Here is a 17,308-nt window from a genome sequence, read left to right on the forward strand (position 1 = left end):
ACAAACCTAGCTTGTTCTAACCGGACATCTCTTGCCATACATTGATGATGGGAGGGATGTCCATGAAGAGAACATTCAGGAATATAGCGGGATGGCTAGTGGTAACACTCATGGCTCTGCTGCTTTGGGAAAATGGTTCGTACCGGGTATCTGCACAAAATGATAAATCCATACAAAATGTGAACAAGGAAGTATCTTCGAATTATACGATTGCACAATTGAACGAAGAGGCTGCTGTATTATATCGCCGAGCGCTCGAAAATAATATGGAGGAGGTACGCGCCAGCATTACGCGTATCAGTAATAGTCTTGGGCATATCTCGTTCGAGGGTCGAACCTCTGTTGAGGGCATTCATGCGCTGTCTGAAACTCTAGTAGAAGTTAAGGAGGCAGCAGCTAAGTTCAAAGGGGATAAACATTTCCTTCAACAGGCATCAGCCAAACTAAGACTTGCTGCGGACAGTCTCGCCAATCCGGCCAAACCGCTTTGGCTCCAATATTATAAAATTGTGAAGAATGATCTGGATGCTTTATCCTTGGCAGCTGATCAGAACCAGAGTGCAGCAATCGTGGTTAATCGCTTTACTGTTCTTGAAGAGCACTATGAAACGATCCGTCCAGCGGCGATCATTCGTCTTGAGCCATATCAGATCGCGCAGATGGATGCGTGGTTATCTTATCTCAAAGGATTGACTCACGCTAAGCAGTCTGATGCATCACAGCTTCGGAGCATGACTTCTAACGGAGAGGAACTGATAAATCAACTGTTTGGACGCGAAAAGGATGAAAGTGCCTTTGTGCCTTTTGTGCAAGGTCCAGACCGCCGGGCAGCAGGGCTGGTCATTAGCTCAGTCATCGTTGCTGCGCTCAGTTATGCGGGGTATCGCAAGTATCGTGCCTTACAGCAGGATATTTTTACATATCGTCGTTAAGTCATCCCATTATCTTAAATACTTTTCATGGATCATGGAACTTTTAAAAAAACCTCACGCCACAAACAGCCAATGAGATGGCTATATAGATGTGGGTAGAGGTTTTTTTCTTGTGTGTTCTGTATGCCTGTGCGGGTGTCAGCTTTCTTTGAAACCTTCGCCATGAACATCATGCACATCGCTGATAATGACAAATGCTCTGGGATCAATGGAACGAACAATCGTTTGCAACCTGCGAAATTCCTGTCTTGAAATGACGCAGTAGGCCATATGTTTCGCTTGCTTCGAGTAAGCACCGATAGCTGGAATAAGCGTAACGCCGCGATCCATATCCTTTGTAATCTGATCAGCAATTTCGGGAGCATGGTCGCTAATGATCATAAATGCGCGGGCCGAATATGCTCCTTCCTGGATGAAATCAATCACTTTGGATGCGATAAATACAGCGACCAGCGTATACAGTATTTTTTCCTTAGGTATGTAAATGAGAGAAAGGCCAATGATTACAAAATCGATGCCTAAAAGTACACGGCCCATACTCCATCCATATTTTCGATTCAGGATACGTGCGATAATGTCAGAGCCGCCTGTCGTTCCACCCCAGCGGAAAACGATACCAAGGCCGGCTCCCAAAGTTACCCCGGCATATAGAGCCGCCAAGAGAAGGTCATTTTCGGTATGTAACGGCTCGATCCAGCCTTGGTGGATCATCTTCTCGAACAGCCATAGAAATACGGTTAGCGCCCCGATTCCAATGCCGGTATAGATCATTTGCCTGCTGCCGAGTACTTTGAGACCAATGAGAAATAGCGGAACATTCAAAATAAGGGTGGTAAGGGATGGCGATACCCCGAAAGCATAGTTAATCAGCACGGTAACCCCGGTAAGTCCGCCCTCCATCAACTGATTCGGGATAATGAAATAAAGAAGCCCGAAGGCATACAAGGCTGTACCCAGCAGTATGGGAAGCACGAGTTTTAGTTGAATCCACGTTCTTGCAGTGCTCATAAAATCCCTCTTTTGTACTTGGATTAGAATGAGGAAGCTATCATTCCCATCTTAGTATACCTGTTTCTATAATCTTTAAAAATGATTAGTGCCGGATATTAAAACGATTTGTGCTGTATGATGGGTGGAAGTCAACCTCAATAACTGATATTATTAGGAACAAACACGACATCAGAATAGAAGGAGAACCTGCTCTCATGGAGAAAAGTATGGCGGAAATGCAGCGTGAGGTTGACCTTTATATTTCTCAGTTTAAAGAGGGGTATTTCAGTCCTCTGGCCATGCTGGCCCGGATGTCTGAAGAGGTTGGAGAGCTTGCCCGTGAAGTGAATCACGAATTCGGAGAGAAACCGAAAAAAGCTTCCGAAGCTGCCAATTCCATTGAACTCGAGCTTGGTGATATTTTGTTTATTACCATATGTTTTGCAAACTCGCTCGGTATTGATTTGGCTGAGGCACATGACAAAGTCATGCATAAATTTAATACCCGCGACGCAAATCGGTGGACTCCAAAAAACACCGATTAGGCATAGATTACATATGCTGTACCATCACCCGCACGGGGAGGGTCAGCTTGATGATGAAACCGGAAGATTATATGCAGCAGGCTTACCGCTGTATATTGCAAAATGATTTTGAGCAGGCCATTCGCTGGTTCGAAGATGCCATCCATGCTCACCCGGAACATGCCGAGTTGTATTATCGCTGTTCCATTACACACGCCCGCAGCAAACATTTGCTTCCTGCGCTAGAATATGCCCGCAAAGCGGTAGAACTATCCGGGGGCGCCGAAGAATATGTGCTGCATCTGCAGACTCTTGAGGCGAAGCAATTGACACTTAGGGCCAAACTGCTGCTTGAACAGGCTGCGTCAGAAACATCCAAGCCGTATGTGGAAGCTTCTCGGCTTCTTACAGAGGCGACCAGATTGGACCCACTATCTGTGGAAGCACATGTCATGCTGGCTCTGGCTTACAGTGATCTGAATGAATATGAAAGTGCCCTTCAAGCGCTGCAGGATGCAATTTTGCTTGATCCGCAGAACGGGCAGTTGTATCAGATGTTACAACAAACGAAGCAACGGTTGAAATCGATGCAATAAGTGCTCATCACAATCAAGTCATACAGTTATAGACTAGATGAGATGCATGGGTTAAAACGATTAGATGAACTAACATAGCGAAGGAGATGCAGCGAAGATGAGTGAAGTGATAAGAGTTGCCGTGATCGGAGCGGCTGGACGGATGGGCCGTGAAGTTGTGAAACTGGTACTGCAAGACCCAGATTTGGAGCTTGCAGCTGCCGTCAATCGCACCGGAGCGGGCACGGACGCAGGAACACTTGTAGGACTGCCAGCGTGTGGCGTATTGGTAACGGATGATATCGAGATGGCTTTTGCTGAAACCAAACCACAGGTCATGGTTGATTTTACAGTGCCTCAATTTGCTTTTGCTCATACAGAGATTGCAATCCGCCATGGCGTAAGACCTGTCATGGGTGTTACCGGCTTTACGCCGGAACAGATCGAACAACTGGACAAGCATTGCCAGGAGAAAGGTATTGGTGGACTAATCGCACCTAACTTCTCCATTGGAGCGATCCTGATGATGCGTTTTGCAGCACAGGCAGCCAAACATATGCCTAACGTGGAGATTATCGAATATCACGGTGATCAGAAGCTGGATGCTCCTTCAGGAACAGCAATCAAAACAGCTGAACTGATTGCAGCCAACCGGGAAGAGATTCGTCAAGGCAATCCGAGCGAAGAAGAAACAATTGAAGGGGCTCGGGGAGGCTATTATAACGGATTCCGCATCCACAGTGTACGTTTGCCTGGTGTATTTGCGCAGCAAGAAGTAGTATTTGGTGATTACGGACAGTCGCTGAAGATTCGTCATGATTCATATGAACGTGCTGGTTACATGCCAGGAGTCAAGATTGGCGTACAAAAGGTGATGGAATACACAGGACTCGTTTACGGCTTTGACCACTTTATCGACTAAAGGAGATTAAGATTGTCATGTTGAAAATCGCATTTATTGCCCATGATCGTAAAAAAGAAGAAATGGTAAACTTCGTTACTGCGTATGAACCTGTGTTTACAGACCATCAATTATACTCTACGGGTACGACAGGTCTTCGAATAATGGAAGGCACATCTCTGCAGATTCATCGGTTTGAATCCGGGCCACTTGGTGGCGATCAGCAGATCGGCGCATTGGTTGCACAAAATGAGATGGACCTGATCATCTTCCTGCGTGACCCGTTGATGGCACAGCCGCATGAGCCGGACATTAACGCACTGCTTCGCCTGTGCGATGTACAAGGCATTCCACTGGCTACTAATATTGCAACAGCCGAAATCCTTGTAAAAGCTCTCGATCGTGGTGATTTTGCTTGGCGGGAATTAGTACATAAGTACAAGCCAGACGCAGGATTGAATACGGGTGACTCGCAATGAGTCTCGATATTCTCATCTTCGGTGCACATGCGGACGACGCTGAGATTGGTATGGCAGGAACGATTGCGAAGCATACAGCTGCCGGGTTAAAAGTTGGGGTATGTGACCTGACTCGTGCGGAAATGTCCTCCAATGGCACCGTGGAGCGCAGAACCGAGGAAGCGGAGCAAGCCTCACGCGTCCTCGGTCTTTCGTGTCGAACAAATCTCGGACTACCTGACCGTGGGCTTTATGTTACACCAGAAAATGTACAAGCGGTCACCGCTGAGATTCGAAGACATGCACCGCGAATCGTTTTTGCACCGTATTGGGAGGATCGACATCCCGATCATATTATGTGCAGTAAACTCGTGCAAGAAGCGGTCTTTAATGCGAAGCTTCGAAATTATATGCCGGACATGCCGTCTGTGCAAGTGAAGGAAACTTATTTTTACTTTATTAATGATATCGGTCCTACGGATTTGATTGTAGATATAACGGAACACTATGAACAAAAGGAAGCCTCGCTTCACTGTTATCGATCTCAGTTCGAGCAAGGCTTGGGCATTGTATCTACACCGCTGAATCAAGGGTATATCGAACGGGTGAGGGCACGTGATTCCTTGCTTGGACAACGAAGCTTCATCCCGTTCGCAGAAGGATTTGCAACAATAACACCTTATGTAGTGAAACAGTTTGGCGTCTAAACCTATGCCCACATCTGTATATTGATAGAACCATATATTTACACTTAAACGGAGATGACAGAAAATACCTGAAAAAGCGAAGCGCTCGCCTTTATCACCGGATTTTCCTCCTTAGCAAAAGGGAATCCAAAAAATCTGGGGATAACAGCGATTGGAAGGTAATTCTGTCATCGGAGTGGACGTGTAAATTATAATAGGTCTAGTTATATAAACAGACCATAAACGGATCATAGCATCAATCTATTTCCGTTGCATGATATCAACCTGCAATATGCGGGAGATCAAAGGAGCGTCCAACCGGATGGATCAAAAGCTAAAAATCGGAATCACCTGTTATCCGTCTCTCGGAGGATCCGGGGTTGTCGCAACGGAACTCGGCAAATTGCTGGCCGAACAGGGGCATCAGGTTCATTTTATTGCGAACAGCATTCCTTTCAGATTAGGAAAGTTTCAAAAAAACATTTTTTATCATGAAGTAGAGGTTAACGATTATTACGTATTTCGTTATCCTCCGTATGACCTGTCTTTGGCGACAAAAATGGCACAGGTGGCGAAGGCACAACAGCTTGATCTGCTACATGTTCATTATGCAGTTCCGCATGCGGTATGTGCTTTTCTCGCCAAACAGATGGTCGGAGACAACCTCAAAGTGGTTACAACCCTGCACGGAACGGATATCACGGTACTGGCTCAGGATGAATCGTTGAAAGATCTGATCCGTCTTGCAATCAATGAAAGTGATGCGGTAACAGCTGTTTCTCAGGATTTGATTCGGGAAACGGTTGAACTGCTGGATATTCAGCGTCCAATTGATCTAACCTATAATTTTATAGATAAACGTGTCTATTATCCAAGAGATGCAGCGAGTCTGCGCCGTGATTTTGCTGCCCCTCATGAAAAAATACTGATGCATATCTCGAACTTCCGTCCAGTCAAGCGAACACAAGACGTAGTGGAAGTATTCCGTCAAGTTCAGGAGCAGGTTCCTGCGAAATTGCTGTTTGTGGGTGAAGGCCCGGACTTGCCCAAAATTCAGTGTAAAATCAAAGAGCTCGGCTTGAGTGAAAAGGTTCATTTCCTGGGAAGACAGGATGATGTTGCTCAGGTGATATCGATGGCCGACATTTTAATGCTTCCATCCGAGAAAGAGAGCTTTGGTTTGGTAGCACTTGAAGCGATGGCATGTGGTGTGCCTACGATTGGTTCGGAGGCTGGCGGTATTCCGGAACTTGTTTTGCATGGTAAAACAGGATTTCTTTCACCGATCGGGGATACCAAATCTATGGCTGAGAATGCGATCCGTCTTCTGACGAATGAGAGTTTGGCTGCGGATATCCGGGAGGCTTGCCTTCATCGTGCACATCATGATTTCTGCAATGATTCCATTCGGCAGGAATATGAACAGATCTATTATCGTGTGCTTGGAAGAGAGATCCCCAGTCTCAATCCCGTTTGCGGTTAATGGAGAGAACGAACCACAGCGGGCAAGAAAAGAGGTGATATGGTGTGGTTCAATGGATACAAGCAAATGGTGAAATGGCAAAACAAAGTGAGGACGTACTCACTAGATTAAATGATCATGGTTTCGAAGCCTATTGGGTCGGCGGTTGTGTTCGGGATGAAATGCTGGGGCGTGCCGTGGACGACATGGACATTACGACCGCTGCATCTCCCGAGCAAGTCATGGCTATCTTTGATGATTGTATTCCTACAGGATTACAACACGGGACTGTGACGGTTCGCTCTGGCGGCTATTACTTTGAAGTAACGACCTTTCGGACTGAGTCGGAGTATCAGGATAATCGCAGACCAGCAGCGGTACAGTTTGTTCAGGATATCAAGGAAGATTTGCAGCGGCGGGATTTCACCATGAATGCTCTTGCAATGGATGTGAAGGGAGCTATAGTTGACCCTTTTAGCGGACAAGTTGATATTAAGCAAGAGCTTGTGCGTTGTGTAGGCCTCGCGGTTGAGCGTTTTGGTGAGGATGCTTTGCGTATGTTGCGCTGTGTTCGGTTCGCTTCCGTCTTTAATTTCAGGATTGCGTACAACACCTGGAAGGGACTCGTTGATCAACGCGAACTGCTTCGGCATATTGCTATGGAACGGGTTCGCACAGAGATGGTAAAAATGATGGCGGGTCCTCATCCTCTCAAAGGATTGGAATTGTTATTCCGGAGCCGGGCATTGGAGTATGTCAAAGCTCCAGTGGATTCCTCTAGATTCAATAAAGAATTGCTTGCTGGGATGCAGCATTTGTCAGGAGAGAATGTATTGTTGCGATGGTCATGTGTATTGCTGGCCGGCCATTATGACAGGGACGAAGCAGATAAGTTATTGCGACAATGGACCTTTTCTAATGAGCAACGTGTTCGTATTACAGGCGTGCTTCAGGTGGAGCAGCTGGTGACTGCTTTTGTAGAGCAGTGCGAAAATGAACAGGAGCTTAGGGAAAGCTGGATTGTGACAGTGCTGGCTTGTGGCGCTCAAGCTGCCAACGACTGGCTGTTGCTGCAAGAGCAATTACCGAAACGGTGGCGTAAAGGTTCTGAACAGACACATGATCGACTCGTTAAAGTTCAAACTCACGCTACTGGCTGGAGTCAATCCATGCCAGTACACGAAATAAAAGAACTCGAAATCACCGGTGAACAGGTGTTGCAACTGGTGGAGCGCAAGGGTGGACCTTGGCTCGGGCAGCTCATGAAACATCTGCTCAGGGAAACGGCGATTGGAAATATAACGAATCAGCATGAAGCATTATGTGCTGAAGTGAAACGGGTGGCTGCGAATGACCAAGCATGAGGACTTATTACATATGTTGYTTCATGCTGAAGGGAAATTTGTATCAGGCGAGGAGATTAGCAGGCATTTGTCCATCAGCCGAACCGCGGTATGGAAACATGTCAATAAATTGAGGGATATGGGGTATGAGTTTGAAGCTGTTTCCCGTAAAGGGTATCGTCTGATCACCAAGCCGGAAACGATTGATGAAACAGCTCTCCAACTCGCACTGAAGACCACGACATTTGGTCGCAAAGCGATCATGCTGTCCTCAACGTTTTCTACACAGGCTGACGTTCTCAAGCTGGCAGAAGAGGGCGAGAGTGAGGGTGCAGTGGTCTTCGCAGAAGAACAGACGGGGGGGAGAGGTCGATTCGGCCGTAAATGGTTTTCTCCTCCGGGAAAAGGGATCTGGATGAGCGTGTTGTTGCGCCCCAAATTACCGTTGCAGCATACCCCTCAACTCACCCTTATGACTGGTGTAGCTGTATGTCGAGCGATTCGAGCATTTACAGGCGCAGAGGCTGGAATTAAATGGCCGAATGACTTGTTGATTAATGACCGTAAGATATGTGGTATTTTACTTGAATCTGCGGTGGAGGATCATCAGGTTCGATATTGCATTGCGGGTATTGGTGTTGATGTGAACTTTGATCTTCAAGATTATCCAGAAGATTTGAAGCAAATCGCTACCTCGATTCAGATTGAAACAGGTCAAGCCATTGACCGGACTGGGCTAGCGGCCGCTATTTTGACGGAAATGGAACATCTTTATTTTTTATATCAAAAAGAGGGATTTGGAGTTATTTCTTCACTCTGGGAAGCATTGTCCGTTTCGTTAAATCGCAAGGTTACGGTTACGAATCCTCACGGTGTAATTGAGGGAACTGCTGTTGGGTTAGACTCTTCCGGAGCACTGGTAGTTGAGACGCAGGATGGGACACGCGAACTGATCATATCTGGCGAAGTGACCTGGAAAAGCTAAAATTTTGTCGACTTTTCTTGGATCATCTCGAACATAAGACGTGAACTTTGAGCAGAACTTTGGTATACTGTTTCCGTGAGGCGGTATCGGGCTATAATGACCGAGCTGCACTCCGATGAGCAGTAACCTTTGTTCTGCTTGATGCGTTTTACGCAGACAAGTAGGACAGCAATAGCAAGGAAACAATGGAATAAGAACAAATGTGTTGTTGGATTCTGCTCTGAGCCGAAGAGGACCGAGACAGAAGGGACGATCGCAAGTGACTCTTTTTTGACTTTTCGGGACTTTTTAGTGGAAAACTAAAAGGTTTTTTTGTTGCGTTTAATTGAAAAGGTGAGAGGGGCACAAGACAAATGGCAAACAAACAAGCATTAAACATTGTGAAGATGAAAAAATACAAGCAGGATGGCATCCCGATTAGTATGATTACAGCTTATGACTATCCGACTGCTCTGCTCGCTGAAGAAGCCGGCATTGACATGATTTTGGTGGGTGACTCTTTGGGTAATGTTGTCCTTGGTTATAACTCAACTTTGCCGGTCACGATTGATGATATGGTCTACCATACTCGTTCAGTTGTGCGTGGAGCTGAACACACGTTTATCGTTGCAGATATGCCTTTTATGACGTACCACGGTAGCATCGATGAAACATTAAAGGGTGTTCGTCGGTTGATGCAGGAAGGGCATGCCCATGCGGTGAAAATGGAAGGCGGCGTTGAAATCGCGGATACGGTCAAAGCTGTTGTGCAAGCAGGTGTGCCAGTGCTCGGACATATTGGATTGACTCCACAATCGGTGAATCAGATCGGTGGTTACCGAATTCAAGGCAAGGATGCAGCAGATGCCAAACGTCTGATGGATGAAGCCAAAGCGCTGGAAGCCGCAGGGGCCTTCGGAATCGTGCTTGAACTCGTTACGGAAGAAGTGGCCGAAGCAATCTCGAAGGAATTGTCGATCCCGACCATTGGTATTGGAGCGGGGCGGGGATGTGACGGTCAAGTGCTCGTTTTCCATGATGTGGTTCAATATGCTTCACCATACACGCCTAAACGATTTGTCAAAACCTATGGTGATGTAGGAAGTGTGATTCGCAGCAGTATCGAAGCTTATGTAAAAGAAGTGAAGGATCGCTCCTTCCCGGCTGAAGAGCATGTCTTCAGTGCAGCAGATGGTGTGCTGGATGGATTGTATGGACAACGCAAAGAAAAGGTGGAAATTCGCTGATGAAAGTCATACGCACGATCACAGAGTTAAGACAGGAAATAAGCCTGATGCGAAAAAAACAAGCGATCCATTCTGAAGAAACGATCGTTGGACTGGTGCCTACCATGGGATACCTTCATCAAGGTCATGCCAGCCTGATGAAAGCAGCGAGAGAACAGAGCCACATCGTTGTTCTAAGCATTTTTGTTAATCCGATACAGTTTGGCCCGAATGAAGACTTTGATAGTTATCCTCGAGATGAACAACGGGATCTTGAAACGGCTCGTGCTGAAGGAGTGGATATCGTATTTATTCCCTCCGTGAAGGAGATGTATCCACAGCCGACGCAAACCACGATTACGGTATCCGGGATTACCGAGCGCTTATGTGGTGCATCCCGGCCAGGGCACTTTAACGGGGTAACTACGGTAGTTGCCAAGCTGTTTAACATGGTGCAGCCACAAAAAGCTTTTTTCGGCATGAAGGATGCGCAGCAGGTGGCAGTGATCGAGCAAATGGTAAATGATTTGAATATGCCAGTTGACATTGTGCCTTGTCCCATTGTTCGGGAGCAGGACGGTTTGGCACTCAGCTCACGTAACGTCTATTTGAGCACAGAACTACGTCAGGAGGCTTTGGTTTTGTCTCAGGCATTAAGTGCGGCACAAGAAGCAGCAGAAGCTGGGACAGCCGTTACAGCGGATGATATTCGACGCTTGTTGTGTGAACATATTGGCAACTCTGCACATGCGATTATTGATTATGCAGAGATTCAGGCTTTTCCAAGTCTGGAGCCTCTTGCAGACCAAGACGAATTGAATGCATATGATGATCTCCTGATTGCACTGGCTGTTAAATTTGGGAAAACAAGATTGATTGATAATATACGTATTCAAAAAATGGAGGTGCTGTCCCATGTTTAGAACATTGATGAAATCCAAAATCCACCGTGCTACCGTAACGGAAGCTAACTTAAACTATGTGGGTAGCATTACCATTGACGAAGACTTGATGGAAACATCTGATCTGATGGAAAATGAAAAAGTGCAAATTGTAAACAATAACAATGGTGCTCGGCTTGAAACCTATGTAATTCCAGGTCCACGTGGCAGCGGGGTTATCTGTTTGAACGGTGCTGCGGCTCGCCTTGTACAACCTGGAGATACGGTAATTATCATTTCCTACGCCATGATGTCTCAGGAAGAAGCAAATACGCATAAACCTACCGTGGTGTTTGTGGACGGTCAGAACAAGCCGGTTCAGACGATGAAAAAAGAAGTTCACGCCACGATCTTGTAATCGGCTGGGAAGGAGAATGAAATCGGCTCATCCAGCAAAAAATGAGTACAGGTCACTGCACTAATTCATTTTCCAAGGGTGGGGATGCATCGATGTTCCAGCATGTTTTCGCCGAAATGAACGACATGTTAGATGAAATTATCAAGAGCTATCCTTCCGCTGAAGGTCTGAACAAACAGGAGCTGCAACAAAAATGGAATTTGCTCAAACGAATGAGTGACGGGATGCTGGATGAATGGCTGATGTTTGAAGAAAAGATGAGTCAGATTCGGGAAAGGGAGCTGGATAAACCGGCTTCACTTGAGCCGGAGCAGGAAGCAGTGACAGCTTTGCCTGAACTTCATCTGGAATATTTTAGCCGTGGGCAAGGATACTTCAAACTTCAGATGTATCCGCAAGCTATTGATCAATTCTCACATGTGGTGAATGACTACCCGGATAGCGCTCTGGGCCGCTTTTATCTGGCACTCGCTCACTTAAGTCTGGAGCAAGTGCTTGAGTCTGAGACCCATTTACAGCAAATTATGCTGCTTAAGGGATCAGCAAGACTCAAAGGCCTTGTATGTAACGCACTGGGMTGTATTCAAGCGAAGCTTTCCAATCCGGAAGCAGCATGTTCCCTGTTTGCACAGGCCCTTCAGTTCGACCCGACGTTGACCGAACCTCTGTACAATATGGAAGCTTGCAGGCTGAACAGAGGCAAACTGCAATATGCAAACCAGCTAATTGCCCTGAATTGAATTGGACATTTGGCAACAAAAGAACGGTGTTTCCTCCTTTAGCATAGCGGCGGAAACACCGCTTTTTTGTCAGTTAATTTTCAAATGTCCTTTTTTTTGCTATGCTGTAACATAGACTGGAATGGAAGGGATCGTATATTGCAATGAAATTTGCCGTTTTGGATTTCGAAACAACCGGCACGCAGTCCGACGGTGAAATCATACAGGCCGGACTTGCCATCATAGACCATGACTTCAGCATAACTCAAATATATAGTTCTTATGTAAATCCGGGTGTTTCAATTCCGCCATTTATTACAGGGCTGACCGGAATTACAGAAGAAGATGTCGCGGATGCTCCGTCTCTTGAAGAGATGATGATGGAGATGGTACCGCTTCTTGACGATGTGGTTCTAGTGGGCCATAACGTTGCATTTGATTTTCATTTTTTACAGAACGCGCTTGATCGATGTGGTTATTTGCCTTTCACAGGCCGTATTCTGGATACGATTGATTTCTTGAAGATTACATTTCCGTCGCTGGGTTCATATCAGCTCGGCTATGTATCAGCCGAATTTGGGTTTGAACATGACCGTCCTCATCAGGCAGACAGTGATGCACTGGCAACAGCTCATGTTCTGCTTAAATGTCTCGATGAGCTTAGAGAGATGCCGTTAATTACAATTCAGCGGCTTAGCGATCTGTTTGCACCAGAAGACAGTGATCTGGGCTGGTTTTTCGACGGACTACGTGCAGAGAAGGAAGCAGAACCGATTCAGGACCTTGACGGTCATACGTATTACCGTCAGCTGGCGCTTAACGTCAGTGACTGGACGGAAATTGGTGCACCACGTGATGAAAGAGAAGCGAATCCGCTGGATGGTGTGACCTTTGATCAGTTTATGGATCAGGTGAGAGCGAACCTGAAAGAGACACTGGATCACTACGAAGAGCGTGAAGCACAGACACAGATGTTTGGCAGTGTTCGTCAAGCGCTGGACGAACAGAAACATCTTTTGCTGGAGGCAGGAACGGGAACAGGGAAATCTCTGGGATACTTGTTACCTGCTATTTATGAAAGTGTAAAACAAGAACAGAAGGTGATGGTAAGCACTCACACCATTAACTTGCAAGAACAACTGCGTGAGCGGGATATTCCGATGCTGACGCAGGTGGTTCCTTTTCCGTTCAAAGCTTCCGTGTTCAAGGGGAGAGGCCATTATCTCTGTCTTCGTAAATTCGAACACAAAATCAACAAACGTGAATTTGCTACGCCGAAAGAGGACTACTTCACGGCAGCACAAATGATCGTATGGCTGACCCAAACCGAAACAGGTGACGATGAAGAATTGAACCTCAGTGCACGCGGGGGAGATTTCTGGGAAACGGTACAAAGTGAGTCCGAGTCTTGTCTCGGTAGATCATGTCCGTGGTTCCGCAAGTGCTTTTATCATCGTGCGAAACATGAGGCGGGACTTTCTGATATTGTGATTACCAATCATTCCAAGTTATTCACAGACGTGAAGGCTGCTCATCAGCTGTTGCCAGCTTACGAAAGCTTGGTCATTGATGAGGCGCATCATCTTGAGGATGTAGCGGGTAAACATTTGGGGCTTCACATGAAGTATTTTACGCTCGTACACACACTGACCCGTTTGTTTAAAGATAGTCGTAATGGTCAGCTTCCGATGCTTCGCTCTCAATTGTCAGGACACGAAAACGGCGTACAGTGGGGTTCAATGGTGGATCAGATGTTTCCTCTCGCCGTGGAAGTGAAGGAAATGTGGGATCGTCTGAGCGATGCTCTGTTTGGTCTTTTGCCTGAACGGAGTGATGCTTCTCCAGGGGAGACTGGACAGTTCTCGCTACGCCTTAAAGCGTCTCAGAAGCCCGCCAAGTGGCAGGAGTTGCAGGATTTGGAGAACCAGATCTACGTGACATTGGGTGATTTGGTGCGCAAGGGTGACAAACTACTGCTTGAAGTAAAAGAAGATCAAGATGATTATCAGGCCGACAGTCTGATCACGGATATCACCGGACTATTGAAAGATCTGACCACGATGAAGGAGAATTTAAGGTTCTTCATGCGTATGGACGATGCCAAGACGGTGTACTGGATGGAGGCGAGTGGTCAATTCCGCAGCAAGTCACTTCAGTTGTATGCTGTTCCGGTAGATGTAAGTGCACAACTGAAAGAGATGTTTTTCGATAAAAAGAAAAGCGTTGTACTTACTTCGGCTACGCTATCGGTAGATAAGTCATTCCAGTTCATGATTGAGCAGTTGGGCCTGCAGGAAGCTGCCGACAATAATCGGCTTCTGACTTCAATGCTTCCTTCTCCGTTCAATTATCGGGAACAGGCATTGTTAGTGATACCGCGTGATTTCCCGAGTCTGAAAGGCAGTGTAGGAGATGCACACTTTGTACAGATGCTGGTGCATTCTCTTGCCGAAACAGCGATAGCTACCCAAGGACGTATGATGGTGCTGTTTACTTCTTATAAAATGCTTCGACAAGTTTACGAGCCGCTCAAAGAGGCTTTGTCCGGAAATGACATCTCGCTGCTGGGGCAGGGTGTTGACAGCGGAAATCGTTCAAAGCTGACCCGACGCTTTCAGGATGCCAAAGCAGCGGTTCTACTGGGAACGAGCAGTTTCTGGGAGGGTGTGGATATTCCGGGTGAAGCGTTGACCTGTCTTGCCATTGTAAGACTGCCTTTCCAGCCGCCTAACCATCCGCTTCTGGAAGCGAAGAGTGAGCTGTTGCAAGAGCAGAAAAAAAATCCATTTATGAAGCTGTCTGTGCCGCAGGCAGTCATCCGTTTCAAACAGGGATTTGGCCGGCTTGTTCGGACGGGGAAGGATCGCGGTATCGTCATTGTGTATGATACACGAGTGATTGAGGCTTATTACGGCAAGTACTTCCTCTATTCACTGCCGGGACCCAAAATGGAGCATATGCTCACTGAACAGATGGTTCCACGCATCGCAGAATGGCTTGATCGCCCAAGTGAAAAGCAAAATTAATGATTTTTAGGCGATAATATTGCATTGCACATCTACATGACGTTAAACTCGAGGAAGACTTCTAAAAGGCAACGCATATATGGAACTTATAATCCCAAAAATACGGGCATTCTGTATGAAGAATAATGCATGGATTTTGCATGTATACAGAATGCTCATCTTTTCAATATTTATTACATTTTATCGTGGCAATGGTAAGGGGGAGCAGGAATGAAATCGGAAAAAATATCAGAAGCAGTAGTAAGGCGTTTACCTGTATATTTACGTTATTTGAACGAGTTGGTTCAGCGTGAGGTAACAACGGTTTCCTCACAGGAGCTTGGGCAGCGACTGGATCTGAATCCGGCTCAGATCCGCAAAGATTTGGCTTATTTCGGAGATTTTGGTCGCAAAGGGATCGGGTATGACGTCTCTTACCTGATTGAGAAGATTCGTCACATTTTAAAAATAGACCAGCAAATTAATGTAGCTCTGGTGGGAGCCGGTAATCTCGGACACGCATTGTCTAATTACAATGCATATCTGAAGGACAATATGAAAATTGTAGCTATTTTTGATTCCTTTGGGCCAAAGATTGGCAGTAAAATCAACACCCTGACGGTTCAACCGATGGAAGATCTTACGGAAGCGGTACAGAAAGATAACATCCGTATCGGCATTATTACCGTACCGGATATAGAAGCTCAGAACGTTGCCGATCAACTGATTGAATCAGGGATTGAAGCGATCTTGAATTTTGCACCAACGATTCTAAAAACGCCTCCGCATGTCCGCATTCATCATGCTGATTTTACAACGGATTTGCTCAGCTTGGCTTATTATTTGGAAAATGGGAAGGAAGAAGAGCAAGATGACAACAACGAATAAATGGGTAATCCACAATGGTAAGTTCGCAGTCAATGAAGGTGCAAACTGGACTGTGGTTCAAGGGTATATGGTCATTGAGAATGACAAGATTGTGCATATTGGTGAGACGTTGCCGGATGGAGACGAGAACCTATCCAAAGTAGATGGAAAAGGACTGTTCTTCCTGCCGGGTCTGATCAATACGCATGGTCATGCGGCGATGTCTCTTCTTCGTGGGCATGGTGATGATCTGGCACTACAAGTGTGGCTGCAAGAAAAAATGTGGCCAATGGAAGCGAAAATGACGTCAGAGGACGTGTATTGGGGAGCATCCCTTTCGGTGCTTGAGATGTTAAAAGGTGGAACAACAGCTTTCCTGGACATGTATGACCACATGGATCAGGTGGCTAAAGTGGTTGAACAGTCAGGGGCTAGAGCTGCGCTGGCTCGTGGTGTCATTGGACTGTGCTCCGAAGAAGAGCAGATGCGAAAGCTCGAAGAGTCCGCTGCATTTGCGCGTGAATGGAATGGACAAGCGGATGGACGCATCACAACCGTAATCTCTCCGCACGCACCGTACACATGCCCTCCAGATTACATAGAGAAGCTTGTACAGGTAGCACATGATTTAAACCTGCCACTTCATACGCACATGTCTGAGACATTACGTGAAGTGGAGCAGAATGTGACCGATTACGGCCTGCGTCCTGTGGCGCATTTGGAGAAGCATGGCTTCTTCTCGCGTCCTTCACTCGTAGCTCATGCTGTGCATCTGAACGACGAAGAGATCGAGATCTTGGCAAGTCATGATGTAGCTGTCTCTCATAATCCAGGAAGTAATTTGAAACTTGCATCGGGTGTTGCCCGTGTGCCTGCTCTGTTAAAAGCAGGTGTTACCGTGTCTCTTGGAACAGACGGACCGGCAAGCAACAACAATCTGGATATGTTTGAGGAAATGAGACTGGCAGCTTTAATTCATAAAGGAGTATCGGGTGACCCAACCGCCGTGCCTGCTGGGGAAGCATTGCTTCTTGGAACAGCGTACGGTGCGAAGTCGATCTTCCTGAACGATACTGGTGCATTGGAAGTTGGTAAAAAGGCTGATTTTATTGCGCTCAACATTGAACAGGCTCACTTCTATCCTCAAACGGATTTGATTTCCCATGCCATCTATTCGGCTTCGGCAAAAGATGTGGAACATGTATGGGTAGATGGTAAACAAGTTGTAAAACATGGTGAATGTTTGACACTGGATGAAGAGCGCATTTTGCGGGAATCCCAGTTGGCCTTTGATCAACTGCTTGCTCGTTAAGAAGAACCTGAAATGCGCAGTTTTTAGGGAAAGGAAGTTCAACTC

The 17,308-nt window shown here is 46.4% G+C and carries 17 protein-coding genes; 16 read left to right on the top strand and 1 reads right to left on the bottom strand.

Annotated elements, in window-relative coordinates; translation table 11 throughout:
- Positions 1-62 precede the first annotated feature (62 nt).
- Positions 63-932 (top strand): sporulation protein YpjB, encoded by an 870-nt coding sequence (locus AB4Z30_RS01190; RefSeq protein WP_441922459.1) that lies wholly within the window; start codon positions 63-65, stop codon positions 930-932.
- Between the two features lie 138 nt (positions 933-1,070).
- Here the strand turns inward: AB4Z30_RS01190 and AB4Z30_RS01195 are convergent, their stop codons facing one another.
- On the bottom strand, positions 1,071-1,940 hold the full coding sequence (locus AB4Z30_RS01195; protein ID WP_441922461.1) for a YitT family protein: 870 nt from the start codon (positions 1,938-1,940) through the stop codon (positions 1,071-1,073).
- A gap of 197 nt (positions 1,941-2,137) precedes the next feature.
- Between AB4Z30_RS01195 and AB4Z30_RS01200 the strand changes: the two genes are divergently transcribed.
- From AB4Z30_RS01200 to AB4Z30_RS01270, 15 genes are all read left to right on the top strand, one after another.
- Positions 2,138-2,467, top strand: coding sequence for a nucleotide pyrophosphohydrolase (locus AB4Z30_RS01200; protein WP_090917174.1), 330 nt, complete (start codon positions 2,138-2,140; stop codon positions 2,465-2,467).
- Between the two features lie 50 nt (positions 2,468-2,517).
- Positions 2,518-3,042 carry a tetratricopeptide repeat protein gene (locus tag AB4Z30_RS01205; RefSeq protein ID WP_441922463.1) on the top strand — a complete coding sequence of 175 codons (525 nt, stop codon included), beginning with the start codon at positions 2,518-2,520 and terminating at the stop codon, positions 3,040-3,042.
- 97 nt (positions 3,043-3,139) lie between these two features.
- On the top strand, positions 3,140-3,943 hold the full coding sequence (dapB, locus tag AB4Z30_RS01210) for a 4-hydroxy-tetrahydrodipicolinate reductase (protein WP_441922465.1): 804 nt from the start codon (positions 3,140-3,142) through the stop codon (positions 3,941-3,943).
- Positions 3,944-3,960: 17 nt separating this feature from the next.
- On the top strand, positions 3,961-4,401 hold the full coding sequence (gene mgsA, locus AB4Z30_RS01215; RefSeq protein ID WP_090917168.1) for a methylglyoxal synthase: 441 nt from the start codon (positions 3,961-3,963) through the stop codon (positions 4,399-4,401).
- On the top strand, positions 4,398-5,087 hold the full coding sequence (gene bshB1 / locus AB4Z30_RS01220; RefSeq protein WP_441922467.1) for a bacillithiol biosynthesis deacetylase BshB1: 690 nt from the start codon (positions 4,398-4,400) through the stop codon (positions 5,085-5,087). Before mgsA ends, bshB1 begins: the two co-directional genes overlap by 4 nt.
- Before the next feature lie 301 nt (positions 5,088-5,388).
- Positions 5,389-6,549 carry an N-acetyl-alpha-D-glucosaminyl L-malate synthase BshA gene (gene bshA, locus AB4Z30_RS01225; protein ID WP_441922469.1) on the top strand — a complete coding sequence of 387 codons (1,161 nt, stop codon included), beginning with the start codon at positions 5,389-5,391 and terminating at the stop codon, positions 6,547-6,549.
- Positions 6,550-6,593: 44 nt separating this feature from the next.
- Positions 6,594-7,892: a CCA tRNA nucleotidyltransferase gene (locus AB4Z30_RS01230; protein WP_441922471.1), complete on the top strand. Its 1,299-nt coding sequence runs from the start codon at positions 6,594-6,596 to the stop codon at positions 7,890-7,892.
- Positions 7,879-8,856, top strand: a complete 978-nt coding sequence (locus tag AB4Z30_RS01235; RefSeq protein ID WP_441922473.1) for a biotin--[acetyl-CoA-carboxylase] ligase — start codon at positions 7,879-7,881, stop codon at positions 8,854-8,856. The genes AB4Z30_RS01230 and AB4Z30_RS01235 overlap by 14 nt, the downstream gene beginning before the upstream one ends.
- Before the next feature lie 353 nt (positions 8,857-9,209).
- Positions 9,210-10,082, top strand: a complete 873-nt coding sequence (gene panB, locus AB4Z30_RS01240) for a 3-methyl-2-oxobutanoate hydroxymethyltransferase (RefSeq protein ID WP_441922475.1) — start codon at positions 9,210-9,212, stop codon at positions 10,080-10,082.
- A gap of 47 nt (positions 10,083-10,129) precedes the next feature.
- Positions 10,130-10,984 carry a pantoate--beta-alanine ligase gene (gene panC, locus AB4Z30_RS01245; protein WP_441922845.1) on the top strand — a complete coding sequence of 285 codons (855 nt, stop codon included), beginning with the start codon at positions 10,130-10,132 and terminating at the stop codon, positions 10,982-10,984.
- Positions 10,977-11,360, top strand: a complete 384-nt coding sequence (panD, locus tag AB4Z30_RS01250) for an aspartate 1-decarboxylase (protein WP_123066044.1) — start codon at positions 10,977-10,979, stop codon at positions 11,358-11,360. The genes panC and panD overlap by 8 nt, the downstream gene beginning before the upstream one ends.
- A 92-nt stretch (positions 11,361-11,452) precedes the next feature.
- The gene (locus tag AB4Z30_RS01255; protein WP_441922478.1) at positions 11,453-12,100 is read left to right on the top strand and encodes a tetratricopeptide repeat protein; all 648 of its coding nucleotides are present in this window, start codon (positions 11,453-11,455) and stop codon (positions 12,098-12,100) included.
- A gap of 143 nt (positions 12,101-12,243) precedes the next feature.
- On the top strand, positions 12,244-15,105 hold the full coding sequence (gene dinG / locus AB4Z30_RS01260) for an ATP-dependent DNA helicase DinG (protein ID WP_441922480.1): 2,862 nt from the start codon (positions 12,244-12,246) through the stop codon (positions 15,103-15,105).
- A gap of 210 nt (positions 15,106-15,315) precedes the next feature.
- Positions 15,316-15,972 carry a redox-sensing transcriptional repressor Rex gene (locus tag AB4Z30_RS01265; RefSeq protein ID WP_441922482.1) on the top strand — a complete coding sequence of 219 codons (657 nt, stop codon included), beginning with the start codon at positions 15,316-15,318 and terminating at the stop codon, positions 15,970-15,972.
- Positions 15,956-17,263: an amidohydrolase gene (locus tag AB4Z30_RS01270; protein WP_441922484.1), complete on the top strand. Its 1,308-nt coding sequence runs from the start codon at positions 15,956-15,958 to the stop codon at positions 17,261-17,263. Before AB4Z30_RS01265 ends, AB4Z30_RS01270 begins: the two co-directional genes overlap by 17 nt.
- The last annotated feature ends 45 nt before the right edge of the window (positions 17,264-17,308 follow it).

This window comes from Paenibacillus sp. 2TAF8 (assembly GCF_052114825.1).
Lineage (GTDB): Bacteria > Bacillota > Bacilli > Paenibacillales > Paenibacillaceae > Paenibacillus.

Bases quoted from the DNA above. Each gene is read 5' to 3' on its own strand.
- AB4Z30_RS01205 (WP_441922463.1), top strand. From the start codon at position 2,518: ATGATGAAACCGGAAGATTATATGCAGCAGGCTTACCGCTGTATATTG.
- panD (WP_123066044.1), top strand. From the start codon at position 10,977: ATGTTTAGAACATTGATGAAATCCAAAATCCACCGTGCTACCGTAACG.
- AB4Z30_RS01270 (WP_441922484.1), top strand. From the start codon at position 15,956: ATGACAACAACGAATAAATGGGTAATCCACAATGGTAAGTTCGCAGTC.
- dinG (WP_441922480.1), top strand. From the start codon at position 12,244: ATGAAATTTGCCGTTTTGGATTTCGAAACAACCGGCACGCAGTCCGAC.
- AB4Z30_RS01200 (WP_090917174.1), top strand. From the start codon at position 2,138: ATGGAGAAAAGTATGGCGGAAATGCAGCGTGAGGTTGACCTTTATATT.
- AB4Z30_RS01190 (WP_441922459.1), top strand. From the start codon at position 63: ATGAAGAGAACATTCAGGAATATAGCGGGATGGCTAGTGGTAACACTC.
- mgsA (WP_090917168.1), top strand. From the start codon at position 3,961: ATGTTGAAAATCGCATTTATTGCCCATGATCGTAAAAAAGAAGAAATG.
- panC (WP_441922845.1), top strand. From the start codon at position 10,130: ATGCGAAAAAAACAAGCGATCCATTCTGAAGAAACGATCGTTGGACTG.
- dapB (WP_441922465.1), top strand. From the start codon at position 3,140: ATGAGTGAAGTGATAAGAGTTGCCGTGATCGGAGCGGCTGGACGGATG.
- panB (WP_441922475.1), top strand. From the start codon at position 9,210: ATGGCAAACAAACAAGCATTAAACATTGTGAAGATGAAAAAATACAAG.
- AB4Z30_RS01195 (WP_441922461.1), bottom strand. From the start codon at position 1,940: ATGAGCACTGCAAGAACGTGGATTCAACTAAAACTCGTGCTTCCCATA.
- bshB1 (WP_441922467.1), top strand. From the start codon at position 4,398: ATGAGTCTCGATATTCTCATCTTCGGTGCACATGCGGACGACGCTGAG.
- AB4Z30_RS01265 (WP_441922482.1), top strand. From the start codon at position 15,316: ATGAAATCGGAAAAAATATCAGAAGCAGTAGTAAGGCGTTTACCTGTA.
- bshA (WP_441922469.1), top strand. From the start codon at position 5,389: ATGGATCAAAAGCTAAAAATCGGAATCACCTGTTATCCGTCTCTCGGA.